The following is a 13,968-nucleotide window of genomic DNA, read 5'->3' as shown; positions in this document are numbered from 1 at the left end:
CGGCCAAAAACGCTCATGAACTTCATCATTCGCACAACCCTTCGGGCTTCCGTCCGGCTCATGCTGACCCCCAAAAAAGGGCCAGCCTACCGGACAGATCGTGTGCTACTTAAACCGGTCATATCGTGTGCTACCGACAGCCGCGCAAGCTGCAGGTTGACCTTCCCGGTATATACGCCCAAATATGACGCATCATGACCGCCGCAAACGCCCTCATCGACCCCTTCGGACGCTACGTCAGCTACCTGCGCGTGTCGGTGACGGACCGCTGCGACTTCCGCTGCGTCTATTGCATGGCGGAGGACATGACCTTCCTGCCCAAGCGCGACCTGCTGTCGCTCGAGGAGCTGGACCGCCTCTGCACGGCCTTCATCGACAAGGGTGTCAGGAAGATCCGCCTCACCGGCGGCGAGCCGCTGGTGCGCAAAGGCATCATGACGCTGGTCAAGAGCCTCGGCCGGCACTTGAAGAGTGGCGCGCTGGAGGAGCTGACGCTGACCACCAACGGCTCGCAGCTCGCCCGCTTCGCGGATGAGCTCGCCGCCCATGGCGTGCGCCGCATCAATGTCTCCGTCGACACGCTGGACGAGGCCAGGTTCCGCCAGATCACCCGCTGGGGCGACCTGCCCAAGGTGAAGGACGGCCTGAAGGCCGCGCAGAAGGCGGGGCTCCAGATCAAGATCAATGCCGTGGCGCTGAAGGGCGTCAACGACCACGAGATCCCAGAGATGCTGCGCTGGGCGCATGCGCAAGGCATGGACCTGACCCTGATCGAGACCATGCCACTGGGCGACATCGATGGCGACCGGACGGACCAGTACCTGCCGCTCTCCGTGGTGCGCGCGCAGCTGATGGACCAGTTCACGCTGGAGGACATTCCCTACAAGACCGGCGGCCCGGCCCGCTACGTGAGGGTCAAGGAAACCGGTGGCCGCCTCGGCTTCATCACGCCGATGACGCATAATTTCTGCGAGAGCTGCAACCGCGTCCGCCTCACCTGCACCGGCACGCTCTATATGTGCCTGGGGCAAGAGGACGCCGCCGACCTGCGCGCCCCCTTGCGCGCCTCGGAAGGCAACGCGTTGCTCAATGCCGCCATCGACGAGGCCATCGGGCGGAAGCCCAAGGGACACGACTTCGTCATCGACCGCCGCCACAACAAGCCGGCTGTCGCCCGCCACATGAGCGTCACCGGCGGCTGAGCCCTGCAATTCCGGCATAGCGGCGCAGGACTGAAGCGCGCTCCCCATCTCTGATGCTCCGCCTGCCGCAAAATACGGCCCTCCGCGCCGGGGTCCTGATGGTCTGCGCCATGGGGTCCTTCGTCTGCAACGACACGATCGTGAAGATCGTCGGCAAGCATTTGCCGGTGGGCGAGCTGATCGCACTGCGCGGCGTGATGGCCATGGCGATTCTCACCGCCATCTGCGCCAGCCAGGGCCTGCTGAAGGACTTGCCCCGCATCCGGCAGAAGAACGTGCTGATGCGCTCCACCTGCGATCTCTTCGCCACCATCTCCTTCGTGACCGCGCTGGTCCACATGCCGATCGCCAACCTCACCTCCGTCATGCAGGCCGTGCCGCTGGCCGTCGCCCTGCTCTCAATGCTCTTCCTCGGCGAGGAGGTGGGCTGGCGGCGCATGATCGCCATCATCGGCGGTTTCATCGGTGTGCTGATGATCGTCAAGCCGTCCATCGCCAATTTCTCGATCTACGAGGTGCTGGCGCTCGCCATCGTGCTCTTCGTCGCGGTGCGGGACCTGCTCACCAAGACCATCCCCGCGCGCATCCCGGTCTTCGTGGTGGCGCTTGCCAATGCGGGCTTCGTCACCATGGGCGGCCTCGCGCTGATCGCCTTCCAGGGCCTGACGAGGCCAGAATGGTGGGAGGTCGGCATGCTGGCGCTCGCCGCCTGCTTCCTATCGTCGGGCTATCTCCTGATGGTCGCAACGCTCAGGCTGGGCGAGCTCGCCGCCACGGCGCCCTTCCGCTACTCGGTGATGGTCTTCGCCATCATCTCCGGCATCCTCGTCTTCGGTGAGTTCCCGGACTGGATCGCCATTCTCGGCATGGCGCTGATCGTGGTCTGCGGCCTCTATGCCGCGCACCGTGAAGCCAAGCGCGCCCGGGCGCTCAGTGATAGCGCAGAAATGCCAGCGCCGTGAGGCACACGGCCCAGACGAGGATGCCCCGCCGCACATAGTGGTGCGGAATGCGCAGCGCCACCTTGGCGGTGAAATAGCCCGACATCATCGCCCCGGTCATCATGACGAGGGAGGGCGCCCAGCGGATGACACCGGCCTGCGCGAAGATCATGATCGAAATCACCGTCATCAGCGTGATGGTGATGTTCCGGATTGCATTGGCCTGGTGCACGCTCATTTGGCTGAAGATCGCGTAGATCGCGAACATCACGATCCCCATGCCGAGCCCGAAGTACCCGCCATAGACGAAGACGATGAACTCCAGCACGAAGGACAGCCACAACCAGCGCGTGCCGTCGAAAGCGAAGTTCCGCTCCAGCCGGTCCTTCAGCCACGGCCCCATCGCGAAGGATGTGGTGGCGAAGAGAAGGAGCCAGGGAATCACCCGCTCGAAGGCCGCCTGGCCTGTGTGAATGAGGACCCACGAGCCCAGTACGCCACCCGCCGCCGCGAGGCAGAGGCGTAGCCAGAGGTGTCTCCGCACCTTCTTCAGCTCGTGTCGGTAGACGATGGTGCCTACGACATTCGCTGGCAGCACCGCGACGAAGTTCGAGGCATTGGCCTCGATCTCCGTCATGCCGGCGGCGAGCAACAATGGGAAGGTCATGAAGCCGGCACCGCCCGCCATCACATTGATGAAGCCCGCCAGCAGGCCGCCGGCGAAGAGCAGGATGATGTGGAGAAGGTCCAAAGGGGGCGGCACTCGTGAGGTGGTGTGATGTCTTATGCCGGGCTTGGCGCGAATTTCGCAAGGTCGCTGGCCTCAACCCTCCCCTCCCATCATCGCCGGGCATGATGAACCTTGCGTGCTGTGTACCCCTTTCATTCACCACCGGAATGCCCCTACACTGCGTCCATGTGGCTCCATGTCCTGATCCTCACCCTCGTTACCCTGCAGCGGGTGATCGAACTCGTCATCGCCCACCGCAACACGAAGAAGATCGAGGCGCGCGGCGGCTTCGAGGTGGGCTCCAACCGATATGGCTTCGTGGTCGCCTTACAGGTCGTGTGGCTCGCAGGCCTCTGGTATTTGGTGCTGACCCACCTGCCGCCGATCGACCAGCCCTGGATCTATGCCTATGTGGTGCTCGAAGCCACGCGCGGCTGGATCGTGGCGGCGCTGGGCAGCAGCTGGACGACGCGGCTCATGGTGGTGCCAGGCGAAGACCTGCCGGACGAAGGCATCCGCAGCTGGATCCGTCACGCCAACTACTTCGTGGTGGCGGCCGAGATTTTCATCCTGCCGCTGGCCTTCGGGTTTATCTGGTATGCGCTCGCCCTCGGCATCCTCAATCTCGTCCTGTTGTTCTGGCGCATGCGGTCGGAGGACGAGGCGCTGAAGCCGCTGCGCGAGGAGCCGGCACCTGCTGAGGAAACGCCCGAGGCCTAGTTCATCTGGGCGACGCCGCCTACCTTGGCCTTCACCTTCACCTCGCCCGCTTTCTCGAAAGTGAGCGTGAGGCCGATCTCGTCGCCCTCCTTCAGCGGCCGCGTCAACCCCATCAGCATGATGTGATAGCCGCCGGGCTTCATCTCCAGCACGCCATCGGCGGGAATGTCGATGCCGTCCACATGCTCCATTTTCATCACGCCATCGGCCTCCACCGTCTTGTGCAGCCCGGCCATCTTCGCGGCAGGGGTGGAAACTGCGATAAGCCTGTCGGCATCGCCATGCAGCATCAGGCTCACATAGGCCGCACCCGCCTCTGCGGTGGGCGTGGGGGAGGCGCGGGCATAGGCCTGCATCACCATAACGCTACTGGCATGCGCCCCCGGGGCCGGTGCTAGAAAGGCCAAAAGGGTGAGCGCGATGGCGGCGGCAACTTCGATCAAGGGCTTGCGCATGGGAACCTCCGTGCGGGCGTTTTGGCGCGGCTGGAGCGGCCTGTCACGCGCCATGGCGTCGCAATGCCTGCTGCTCGCCATGCTGGCGGCACCCGTGCAGGCACAACAGGAAACTCCCGTCGCCGTTGAACTCGTTCTCGCGCTCGATGCTTCGGCCAGCGTCGACCGCCAAGAATTCGCATTGCAGGTCCAGGGACTCGCCGCCGCCTTCCGCGACCCGGATGTCCAGCGCGCGGTCGAGGACCTGCAGCCGCTGGGTGCGGCCATCGCGGTCGTGCAATGGGGTGGGCCGGGCGAGACCCAGGTGGTGCTGCCCTTCACACAATTGAACAGCGCGCGGGACTCCAAGGCCTTCGGCTTCCGCTTGGCGCTCATCCACCGCTTCATGTGGGCGAGCGTCACCTCGATCGCGACAGGCATCAGCGACAGCGCTGCGCTGATCGAGGGCAACGAATTCGACGGCCAGCGCAAGGTGATCGACGTGGCGGGTGACGGCGAGGACAACGGTGCACCAGATCTTGAGGCGGCACGCCAGGCGGCGCGTCGTCAGGGCATCATCATCAACGGGCTCCCCATCATGGCCGACAGCCCAGACCTCGCGGAGTACTACAAGAAACGCGTCATCATCGGCCCCGAGAGCTTCGTAGAGCCGGCGCGCGATTTCACGGATTATGCCCGGGCGATCAGGGCGAAGCTGCTGAAGGAGCTGCGGCCGCTGGCGTCGTGAGGCCGTTACGCGGCGCCAGACCTCCTCCGCGAGTCCCGCCCTGCCCGCGCCATCATCGCCCGGTCCGCGGCCGTCGCGGGGATCCACCATTCCGCCCCGCGCGGCATTTCCACATATTCCGGCTACGGAAAATCGATGGGCGGCGCGTGGTCGCACCAGGGCTCCGCTTAGGTTACCACTTCCCGAAGCCACGTCTAAGGCTGTGGGCATGCCGCCCGAACCCTCCTCCACCGTGAAGCCTTCCGCGCCATGCCGTTTCCGCAAGGCGCCAGATGCGGCTGTTCCACGCCGACCGATCGGCATGCTTCTCCTCCACCCAGTGGACGGCGTCGGTGCGTGCAGCTTCGCTCATCTCAAAACTCCAATCAGTCTGGCGGCGGCCTTTTGCAAATCATCCTCGCTGAAGCCGGCGAAGCTGAGCAGCAGTCCCTGCTCACGCTTGCGGCCGGCATAGTGGCTGGACAGCGACTGCGTCTCGATGTCCCTGGCCGCGAGTTTCTCGACCGTCGCCTCATCGCTGACGCCAGGCGGCAATCGGAGCAGCAGCATCAATCCCGCGGGCGAGGCATCCACCGTGAACAGCTTCCCCTCCCCCGGCTTTAGCGCCTCGATGAGCGCGCGCCGCCTCGCGGCATAGATGCGGCGCATGCGGCGGATGTGGATGGCGAAAGCGCCGGATCCCATGAATTCGGCCAATGCGGGCTGCGCCATCAGCGATGGCGGTGCGCCATGCGACAGGCGCTCCTCACGGAAGCGCTTCACCAGGGCTTCAGGCGCCACGATGTAGCCCAGCCTAACGATGGGCGAGAAGACCTTGGAGAAGGTGCCAGTGTAGATGACGCGGGCCCGCTTATCGAGGCTCATCAGGGCGGGCAGCGGCTTGCCGACATAGCGGTACTCGCTGTCGTAATCGTCCTCGATCACGATGGCATCGGCCTCCGCCGCCCAGTCGAGCAGTTCGAGGCGGCGGGCGAGCGGCATGGTGACTCCCGTGGGGTATTGCCGCGCCGGGGTGACGAAGGCCGCGCGCGCGCCGGCCGCACGCTCGCAGCCGCGCGTCACCACCATGCCCTCGGCATCGACTGGCACCGGAATGGCGGTGACGCCGCCCAATGAGAAGATGCGCCGCGCGGTGGGATAGCCGGGCTCCTCGAACCACACCTCGTCGCCTGCGTTCAGAATCGAACGTCCGATGAGGTCGAAGGCATCGAGCCCGCCCGCCGTCACGATCACCTGCTCCGCCGCGCAGCCGATGCCGCGCCATTCATAGAGGTGGCGCGCAATCGCCTCGCGCAGCGGCAGCCAGCCGAAAGGATCATTGTGCTCGAGCAGCGTCACCGGCGGATTGCGCCAGAAGCGGCCCAGGAGCCTGCCCCAGTCGTCATGCGGGAAATTCTCCCAGTCGACGAGGCCGGAGCGGAAGGGCCGCGCCGGCTCGCGCTTTCCTGCTGCGCGCGACGGTTCGCGGGCGCGCTCCTTCGGCGACGAGGTGAGCAGCGTCTCCGGCAGTTCGGCGGCGACCCTGGTGCCCGAGCCGGAGCGGGTTTCGAGATAGCCCTCGCTCACCAATTGCTCATAGGCCTCGACCACCGTGGCGCGGGCGACGTTCAGCTCCTCGGAGAGCGCGCGGGTGGAGGGCAACTTGGTCTGCGGCTTCAGGCGGCCGCTCAGCACCAGCGAGCGCAGCTGGCGCGCGATCTGCGACTGGATCGGCTCGCGATCATCGCGGTCGATGCCGATCTCGCTGGCCGAGGCGCCGGGAAGTGGTCTGCTCATTGGGGCCGCACTTGGTCCTTTCCGCCAGACCATATCGCAGGCATTCGAAGGGCGCAATGGAGTGACTGAGATGGACGCCCCCAGCGAGAGAACCCGCGTGAAGCGGATGAACAAGCGCGCCGCCTATGATGCCGGGACGGTGCACGGCATTCTCGACGCCATGCCGATCTGCAATGTCGGCTATGTCTTCGACGGCGCGCCATACGTGACGCCCACGCTGCAGTGGCGCGAAGAGGACCACGTCTACTGGCACGGATCCTCAGCCAGCCGCATGCTGGAAGCCTGCACGGAGGCCGAGGTCTGCCTCACTGTTTCGGTGATCGACGGCTTCGTCATGGCGCGTTCGGCCTACAACCACTCCTGCAACTATCGTTCCGTGATGATCTTCGGCACCGCGCACAAGATCGCCGATGCGGCCGAGAAGGAGTTGCGGCTCAAGGCCTTCACCGACGGGCTATGGCCCGGCCGCTGGGACATGCTGCGAAAGATGACGGCGCAGGAACTGAAGGCCACGACCGTGCTGAAGCTGTCGCTTACCGAAGCCTCCGCCAAGGTGCGCACCGGCGCTCCGGGTGACGACGAGGCGGATTATGCGCTCCCCATCTGGGCCGGCGTCATCCCCGTACGCATGGAGGTGTTGGCGCCGGTGGACGATCCACGATTGATACCCGGCCTCACGCCGCCGCGGCACATCACGGATTTCAAGCTTGGTTGAGTTCCTGTCGTCCTCTCCCGCCTACTGAGTCCGCCGCACCAGCTCCACCATATAGGCCGTCGACCAACCGAAGCTCAGCAGGCCGTTCGCGGCCGTGAGGCCGGAGAGCAGCCGCCACTTTTCATCGAGGATAATGTCGCCGAAGCCGAGGGTCGAGAACGACACGAGCGAGAAATAGAGGGCGGGCTCGAACTGCTGGAACACCCCCGCCAGATAGAATGTCACGCCCCAGACCCAGACGTTGATGGTCTGCACCACCATCACGAACAGCACGCCGACGACGATGGTCGCGGTATTTGTGAAACGGCGGAAGAAACGGCGGAGGTGCTGGATGAGCCTCTCCAGATGCTGCGCGAAGGCGGCGAACATTTCCGCCTGAATCACGGCATTGATCATGATCACGAAGGTGCCGATGGCCAACTGCGCGATCATGCGTCGATCACCTCGACATGACGGATGAGGCCATCGCCGCCGAAGCGGACGGTTTCGGTCCCTGGCCGGTTCACACGCTGGCCGGTGGAGCGCGCGATGGCTTCGAGCCGCCACAGTGAGCGGGCCGTATCCGCTGATATCCGGCACACCTCGTCATCGACCGCGCGCTGGCCGGGATGCTCTGCGAAATAGGCCGTGAAGGCAGCGATGATGGCGTCGCGCCCCGCGATCCGGCCGTTCACGCCGGGCGAGACGTAGACCGCTTCTTCGGCAAACATGGCCTTCACCTTGCACGCGTCATAGGCGTTGAGGGCCGCATGGTAGTGCTTGAGCAGCGCCACGGGGTCGAGGCTCATCGGCCGAATTCGCCTATAATGCGCACCCAGCTGCGGATGCCGCGGCGATAGCTCTCGAGATCGTATTTCTCGTTGGGGCTGTGGATCGCATCATCCGTCAGCGCGAAGCCGACGAGGATCGAATCCATGCCGAGAATGTCCTTGAAGAAGCGGCAGATGGGGATCGAGCCGCCCGAGCCCATAAGCACCGCGTCGCGCCGGAACTCGTCCTTCAGTGCCTTCGCCGACTTTGCAATGAACGGATTGTCCTCGGGGATTTCGGTCGCGGGGCTTCCCCCGCCGCCGGCGAATTCCACCTTGCAGTCCTTCGGGATCAGGCCCTTCACGAAGGTCTGGAAGGCCTTGAGTATCTTGTCCGGTTTCTGCTTGCCCACCAGCCGGAAGGTGAACTTGGCATGGGCCTGGGAGGGAAGAACCGTCTTGGTGCCCACACCCGTGTAGCCGCCCCAGATGCCATTCACCTCAGCCGTGGGCCTGGCCCAGATCTGCTCCAGCACCGATTTGCCCTTCTCTCCCGCCGCATGCTTCAGCCCCACGTCGTTGAGGAACTTCGCTTCCGAGAAATTCAGCGATTGCCACTGCTTCTTGGTCTGCTTCGGCAGGTCCGGGACACCGTCATAGAAGCCAGGGATGGTGACCTTGCCGTTCTTGTCATGCAGCGCCGCGATCACTTTGCTCAGCACACGGATCGGATTCATCGCCGGGCCGCCATACATGCCGGAGTGGAGATCGATCTTGGGGCCGGTGATGGTCACCTCTTCGCGCACCATGCCGCGCAGCCTGGTGGTGATGGCGGGCGTTTTCGGGTCCCACATGTTGGTGTCGCAGACGAAGGCGGCGTTGCAGGAAAGCTCCCTGGCATTGGCCTTGAGGAAGGGAACCAGCGAAGGGGATCCGCTCTCCTCCTCCCCCTCGATCAGGAAGGTAGCGCGGATGGGCAGCGTGCCGGTCGTCCGGATCCAGGCGCGGGCGGCCTCGACGAAGGTCATGAACTGGCCCTTGTCGTCAGACGTGCCGCGGCCATACATGCGCTTCACCTTTCCGCCGGTCTTGATCACCGGCTCGAAGGGCGGCGTCTTCCACAGCTCCAGCGGATCGGCCGGCTGCACGTCATAGTGACCGTAGAACAGAAGATGCGGCGTATCTTTCGTCGCCTCCATTGGTGTGTAATGCGCCACCACCATCGGCCGGCCGGGTGTGGGCCGCGCCTGCGCCTTGAAGCCCAGCGCCTGCAGGTCATCGACTATGGCATTGGCCGCCTTCTCGCACTCCGCCGCATAGGCGGGGTCGGTCGAGATCGAGGGGATGCGAACAAACTTGAACAGCCTTTCGAGGCTGTTGCCGAAATCCTTCGTGGCGGCGTCGAGCACGGCGTTCAGTCCAGTCATGTCAGTCACTCTTTGGCAAGTTGCGCGATAATGCGGGCCCAGGCGCGGGTGCCCTTGTGGAAAGCGGCCACATCGTATTTCTCGTCCGGCGAATGGGCATTGTCGTCGGGCAATCCGAAACCCGTCAGCAGGCTGTCGACTTTCAGGTGCTTCTTGAAGGACTCGACCACCGGGATCGAATAACCCGCCCCCATCAGCACCGGCTCGCGGCCGAACTCGGCCTTGAGGGCGGCCTGCGCGGCCTTGATCCACGGCGTATCCTCCGAGACGGCAATGCCAGAAGAATTCCCGCCGCTGTCGTCGAAGCGTACCCTGCAGTCGGCGGGAAGGCGGGCCTTCACGAAGGCCTTGAAGGCGGAACGGATCTTCTTCGGGTCCTGGCCCTCGACGAGGCGGAAGGTGAGCTTGGCGCTGGCCTCGGCGGGCAGCACGGTCTTGCTGCCTACGCCACGATAGCCGCCCCAGATGCCGTTCACCTCCGCCGTGGGCCTCGCCCACATCTGCTCCAGCACCGAATAGCCCTCTTCCCCCGCCGGGATTGCAAGGCCCACGTCGCCGAGGAATTTCTTCGCCGGGAATTTCAGCGCCGCCCATTGCTTCTTCAGCTTGGCCGGGATCGGCTTCACGCCGTCATAGAAGCCGGGAATGGTGATGCGGCCGCGCTTGTCATGGATCGTCGCGATGATGCGGCTCACGACTTTGATGGGGTTCCGCACCGGCCCGCCATAAAGTCCGGAATGCAGGTCGAATTTAGGGCCTATCACGGTGAACTCGATCCCCATGCAGCCGCGGAGCCTGGTGTCGATGCCGGGTGTCTTCGCGTCCCACATGCCGGTATCGCAGATGAACACAGCATCGACGGGCAAGTCCCGCGCGTGATCCTTGAGAAAGCGATCGATATGGGCGGGGTCGCTCTCCTCGTCGCCCTCGATCATCACGGTGAGGCGGAAGGGCAGCACCCCATGCACCTTCAGCCAACAGCGGCTGGCTTCCAGAAAGGTCATCAATTGGCCCTTGTCGTCCGCCGAGCCGCGCGCGAAAACAGCATCCTGGCCCCTGCTGCCCTTGCGGATTTCAGGTTCGAAGGGCGGCGACGTCCAGAGTTCCTGAGGATCGGCGGGCTGCACATCGTAATGGCCGTAGAACAGAATATGGGGCAGCTTACCGCCCCCGGGCGGCACATAGCGTCCCAGCACCAGTGGCTGCCCCGTGGTTTTGCGCAGGCCCGCCTTGAAGCCCATCGCCTTCAGCTGCCCCACCAGCCAGTCCGCGGTGGCGCGGCAATCCTTGTGATGGGCCGGGTCGGTGCCGACGCTCGGAAACCGCAGCAACTCGAACAGCCGCTCCAGGCTCTCAGGGAATTGTTGATCTATTTCTGCAAGAACTGTCGCGGGATGGAGCAAGATTTCACCACTAAGATGACTCGAGGCGACAATGTCACGTCCCATGCCCCGGCAGCAAGGGCCGCGGCATGAAGCCTGACCAGTTTTCGCTGGCGCGCGACAGCCTTCAGGCGCAGCAGCCCGCGGCGGGCTTGCGCCGCTTCCGCCGCCGCGGTTACCAGCGCTTCATTGCCTTCATGGGCGATATCGATCTCGCCTTCTTCTGGAAGCGCCGCTGGTTCGTCATAACCATGATCGCCGGCTTCGTGCTGATGGCGCTGCCCACGCCCCCAGGGCTGACGCATGAGGGCCAGATCGTGCTGGTCATGTCGATCATGGCCACCATGCTGTTCATCACCGAGCCCATCCCGCTGCCCACCGTGCCGCTGCTCATCATCGTCGGCCAGGTGGTGCTGCTCAAGGTCGACCCCACCAAGGTGGCGCAGAGCCTGATGACGGACTCGGTCCTCTTCATAATGGGCTCGCTGATGCTCGCCGTGGCCATCGTCCGCCAGCGGCTGGACAAGCGCATCGCCTGGTGGATCGTGCGCGTGACCGGCACCAACATCTACTGGATCAGCCTCGGCATCACTACGGTCTGCGGCATCATCGCCGCCTTCATCGGCGAGCACACGGTGGCCGCCATGATGCTTCCCGTGGGCGTCACGCTCATCACGCTCACGTCCAATGACCCCAAGAAGGTGCACAACCTTGCAGCGGTTCTGCTGTTCTCGATCTCCTATGGTTGTTCGATCGCCGGTGTCGCCACACCCTCGGGCGGCGCCCGCAACGCCATCATCATCAGCTACTGGAAAGACTTCTTCTATAATCCCGCCGATCCCGCCACGCGCCGCTTCCTTATGGATTACGTAACGTGGATCGTCTACGCCTTCCCGATGTTCCTCCTCCGGCTGCCTATCGTGACGGCCATCCTGATCTTCACCTTCAAGCCGGAAAAAACCGACATGTCGCGCGCCATCGCGCGGCTGCGCACCCAGGTGTCGATGCAGGGGCCGATGCGCGCCTCGGAATGGCTCACCATCTTCATCTTCGCGCTCACCATCGTGGGCTGGGTCACGCTGTCGAACCAGCTGGGCCTCGGCGTCATCGCAATCGGCGGCGCCTCGCTGTTCCTCATTCTCGGCCTCGTGCGCTGGGAGGACATAAACTCCGGCGTCAACTGGGGCGTCGTCCTGCTCTATGCGGCGGCGATCTCGCTCGGCGTCGAGATGAAGGCGACAGGGGCCGCCGCCTGGGTGGCCGGCAGCGTCTTCACGGTGATGCGCGAGATCGGGGCCTCCGATGCGCTGGGCTTCAATGCGGTCATCTCGCTGCTCACCATCGCGGTGTCGAACACCATGACCGCGGGCGCCGCCGTGGCCGTGCTCGCCCCCATCGTGCTCAAGACTGCCGTCACCGCCCACCATGACCCCATCGACGCGGGCTTCATCACGGCCATCTCATCCGCCTTCGGCTATCTCACACCTGCCGCCCAGCCGGCCTTCACCATCATCTATGCCTCGGGCTTCCTGAAGGGCAGCGACTTCTTCAAGGTCGGCATCCGCATGATGGTGCTGTCCTTCATCGTGCTGATGGCCATTTCCGTGCTGTACTGGCCGCTGCTGGCTCCCTAAACTAGGGCGATGCTGTTCAGGCGCTCGACATTATCCAGGCGGCAGGAAGCGGCCGTGCAAAAGACGCTGCAAAACCTCAGTTCGCAGCGGCGCAACCGTTTCCGCATCCTCGCCTGCATCGATGGCACGGAAGACTCTCTCGTCACCGTGCGCTTCGCCGCCCACTTCTCGGTGCAGGACAACTGCGACCTCATCGTGCTCTTCGTGCGCCCCATCGACTCGGGGCTCCAATCCGGCGGGTTGCAGGTTAAGCTGGCGCGCGAGAACATGCTGGAGGCGGGCTTCGAGCTTCCCGGCGTCACCCACCTCAAGCAAGCTCTCGACGTGCTGAAGCAGGAGGGGATCGACGTCGAAGGCTGGCCCAAGGAATCCCAGCGCCGCGAGGCCTGGGGCGACCCCGCCGGCGATAACAAGCTCGAATTCCGCAGCCCCGAGGGCCGTGCGGTGGTGCTGAAGCTCAAGACCGCGCCCGACGTCGCCAACGGCATCCTCGACCAGTATGAGCTCGGCCCCTATAACCTCATCATCATGGGCCAGCCCTCGCGCTGGCATGGCGAGCTGATGGCGGTGTTCCGCTCCGGCATCGTGCAGACGGTCACCACCATGGCCCCCTGCTCCGTGCTGGTTGCCCGCAACAGTTTTGATAAAAACGGCTTTTTCATCTGCACCGATGGCTCCTCGCGCTCCATGCAGGCGGTGCGCCGCGCCGCCGTGCTGGCGCAGGTGACGGGCGAACCGATCACGCTTTTCTCGGTTGCGGACACAGCTTCCGGCAAGCCCGCGGCGGAGGAGGCCGTGGCCAATGCCCGGGCGCTTCTCAAGGCCATGAAGATCCCGGTGGCGGAGACACGCGTTGCAGTCGGAAAGCCCGCTGAAGAGATCGTGGAGGCCGGTTCGCTCTACAAGGTGATCGTGGTAACCGACGAGGGACGATCGCGGCTTGAAAGGCTGGCGCGCGGTTCGACGGCAACGGAAGTCGTGCGCAAGGCCCGCACCAGCGTGCTCGATGTGCGGTAAGCGGGGAGACAGAAGATGGCGGACTACAAGCTCTGGTGCGTAGGCGAGTCCGGCAACGCCTATAAAGTGGCGTTGATGATGCAACTCTGCAGCCTGCCGTGGCAGCCGGTGTGGGTCGATTTCTTCCACGGCGGGACGCGCACGCGGACTACCGCGGGAAGCTCGCCGGGATAGGCGAAGCGCCGATCCTGGAACATGCCGTCAAGCGGTTGAGCCAGTCGGGAGTGATCCTCGATTATCTGGCCGGGATCACCGGCAAGTATGGCGCTGCGAACAAGAATGACAGGCGCGAGATCTGGCGCTGGATTCTCTTCGACAATCACAAGTTCACGGCTCACCTCGCCACGCTGCGCTAGAGCATTTTCACAGTTAGCTTCGATATCCTGCATGAGTGAGGAAATTTTCGCATTCGCTTTGTGTGAAGCCTGAGAGGGCGTTGGCGACGGCAGTGGTGAGGTCGTCGAGCGTTCGTGCTGCGGTCTTGCGCAACAGG

16 protein-coding genes are annotated in these 13,968 nt (G+C 64.3%); 9 read left to right on the top strand and 7 right to left on the bottom strand.

Annotated elements, in window-relative coordinates:
• Nucleotides 1–194 precede the first annotated feature (194 nt).
• Together moaA and IOC82_RS12110 are read left to right on the top strand one after the other, a co-directional pair.
• Nucleotides 195–1,202, top strand: a complete 1,008-nt coding sequence (moaA, locus tag IOC82_RS12115; RefSeq protein WP_290546454.1) for a GTP 3',8-cyclase MoaA — start codon at nt 195–197, stop codon at nt 1,200–1,202.
• 53 nt (nt 1,203–1,255) lie between these two features.
• Nucleotides 1,256–2,164 carry a DMT family transporter gene (locus tag IOC82_RS12110; RefSeq protein WP_366935680.1) on the top strand — a complete coding sequence of 303 codons (909 nt, stop codon included), beginning with the start codon at nt 1,256–1,258 and terminating at the stop codon, nt 2,162–2,164.
• On the opposite strand, the gene IOC82_RS12105 is transcribed toward IOC82_RS12110, so the two are convergent.
• Entirely contained in the window at nt 2,133–2,894 is a 762-nt protein-coding gene (locus IOC82_RS12105; RefSeq protein ID WP_290546452.1) for a sulfite exporter TauE/SafE family protein, read from the bottom strand. The two genes, IOC82_RS12110 and IOC82_RS12105, sit on opposite strands and share 32 nt — an antisense overlap.
• A 165-nt stretch (nt 2,895–3,059) precedes the next feature.
• On the opposite strand from IOC82_RS12105, the gene IOC82_RS12100 reads away from it, so the two are divergent.
• Nucleotides 3,060–3,593 carry an isoprenylcysteine carboxylmethyltransferase family protein gene (locus tag IOC82_RS12100; protein ID WP_290546451.1) on the top strand — a complete coding sequence of 178 codons (534 nt, stop codon included), beginning with the start codon at nt 3,060–3,062 and terminating at the stop codon, nt 3,591–3,593.
• Here the strand turns inward: IOC82_RS12100 and IOC82_RS12095 are convergent.
• Nucleotides 3,590–4,048: a copper chaperone PCu(A)C gene (locus IOC82_RS12095; RefSeq protein WP_290546450.1), complete on the bottom strand. Its 459-nt coding sequence runs from the start codon at nt 4,046–4,048 to the stop codon at nt 3,590–3,592. The genes IOC82_RS12100 and IOC82_RS12095 overlap by 4 nt on opposite strands.
• Here IOC82_RS12095 and IOC82_RS12090 point away from each other — a divergent pair.
• The gene (locus IOC82_RS12090) at nt 4,047–4,775 is read left to right on the top strand and encodes a DUF1194 domain-containing protein (protein WP_290546449.1); all 729 of its coding nucleotides are present in this window, start codon (nt 4,047–4,049) and stop codon (nt 4,773–4,775) included. The genes IOC82_RS12095 and IOC82_RS12090 overlap by 2 nt on opposite strands.
• Nucleotides 4,776–5,123: 348 nt before the next feature.
• Here IOC82_RS12090 and IOC82_RS12085 read toward each other — a convergent pair whose 3' ends face one another.
• Nucleotides 5,124–6,551, bottom strand: a complete 1,428-nt coding sequence (locus IOC82_RS12085; protein ID WP_290546448.1) for a PLP-dependent aminotransferase family protein — start codon at nt 6,549–6,551, stop codon at nt 5,124–5,126.
• 70 nt (nt 6,552–6,621) lie between these two features.
• Here IOC82_RS12085 and IOC82_RS12080 point away from each other — a divergent pair, with 70 nt between their 5' ends.
• Nucleotides 6,622–7,266: a pyridoxamine 5'-phosphate oxidase family protein gene (locus IOC82_RS12080; protein WP_290546447.1), complete on the top strand. Its 645-nt coding sequence runs from the start codon at nt 6,622–6,624 to the stop codon at nt 7,264–7,266.
• Nucleotides 7,267–7,287: 21 nt separating this feature from the next.
• On the opposite strand, the gene IOC82_RS12075 is transcribed toward IOC82_RS12080, so the two are convergent.
• The 4 genes from IOC82_RS12075 to IOC82_RS12060 are packed head-to-tail and all read right to left on the bottom strand — an operon-like array spanning nt 7,288 to nt 10,845.
• Nucleotides 7,288–7,698 carry an ion channel gene (locus tag IOC82_RS12075; RefSeq protein ID WP_290546446.1) on the bottom strand — a complete coding sequence of 137 codons (411 nt, stop codon included), beginning with the start codon at nt 7,696–7,698 and terminating at the stop codon, nt 7,288–7,290.
• Nucleotides 7,695–8,054 carry a nuclear transport factor 2 family protein gene (locus IOC82_RS12070; RefSeq protein WP_290546445.1) on the bottom strand — a complete coding sequence of 120 codons (360 nt, stop codon included), beginning with the start codon at nt 8,052–8,054 and terminating at the stop codon, nt 7,695–7,697. Before IOC82_RS12070 ends, IOC82_RS12075 begins: the two co-directional genes overlap by 4 nt.
• The gene (locus IOC82_RS12065; RefSeq protein ID WP_290546444.1) at nt 8,051–9,442 is read right to left on the bottom strand and encodes a M20/M25/M40 family metallo-hydrolase; all 1,392 of its coding nucleotides are present in this window, start codon (nt 9,440–9,442) and stop codon (nt 8,051–8,053) included. The genes IOC82_RS12070 and IOC82_RS12065 overlap by 4 nt, the downstream gene beginning before the upstream one ends.
• Nucleotides 9,443–9,447: 5 nt before the next feature.
• The gene (locus IOC82_RS12060; protein WP_290546443.1) at nt 9,448–10,845 is read right to left on the bottom strand and encodes a M20/M25/M40 family metallo-hydrolase; all 1,398 of its coding nucleotides are present in this window, start codon (nt 10,843–10,845) and stop codon (nt 9,448–9,450) included.
• Between the two features lie 68 nt (nt 10,846–10,913).
• Between IOC82_RS12060 and IOC82_RS12055 the strand changes: the two genes are divergently transcribed.
• From IOC82_RS12055 to IOC82_RS12040, 4 genes are read left to right on the top strand one after another with little or no spacing between them, the layout of a single operon-like run.
• On the top strand, nt 10,914–12,458 hold the full coding sequence (locus tag IOC82_RS12055; RefSeq protein ID WP_290546442.1) for a DASS family sodium-coupled anion symporter: 1,545 nt from the start codon (nt 10,914–10,916) through the stop codon (nt 12,456–12,458).
• A gap of 54 nt (nt 12,459–12,512) precedes the next feature.
• Nucleotides 12,513–13,475, top strand: coding sequence for a universal stress protein (locus IOC82_RS12050; RefSeq protein WP_290546441.1), 963 nt, complete (start codon nt 12,513–12,515; stop codon nt 13,473–13,475).
• 15 nt (nt 13,476–13,490) lie between these two features.
• On the top strand, nt 13,491–13,649 hold the full coding sequence (locus tag IOC82_RS12045; protein WP_290546440.1) for a hypothetical protein: 159 nt from the start codon (nt 13,491–13,493) through the stop codon (nt 13,647–13,649).
• Nucleotides 13,650–13,684: 35 nt separating this feature from the next.
• A complete protein-coding gene (locus IOC82_RS12040) occupies nt 13,685–13,831 on the top strand; it encodes a hypothetical protein (protein WP_290546439.1) in 147 nt (48 codons plus the stop codon).
• The last annotated feature ends 137 nt before the right edge of the window (nt 13,832–13,968 follow it).

Source organism: Aestuariivirga sp. (assembly GCF_020252395.1).
Lineage (GTDB): Bacteria > Pseudomonadota > Alphaproteobacteria > Rhizobiales > Aestuariivirgaceae > Aestuariivirga.
The sequence above is the reverse complement of the archived record's forward strand: the minus strand, read 5'-3'. Positions and strand labels throughout refer to the sequence as shown.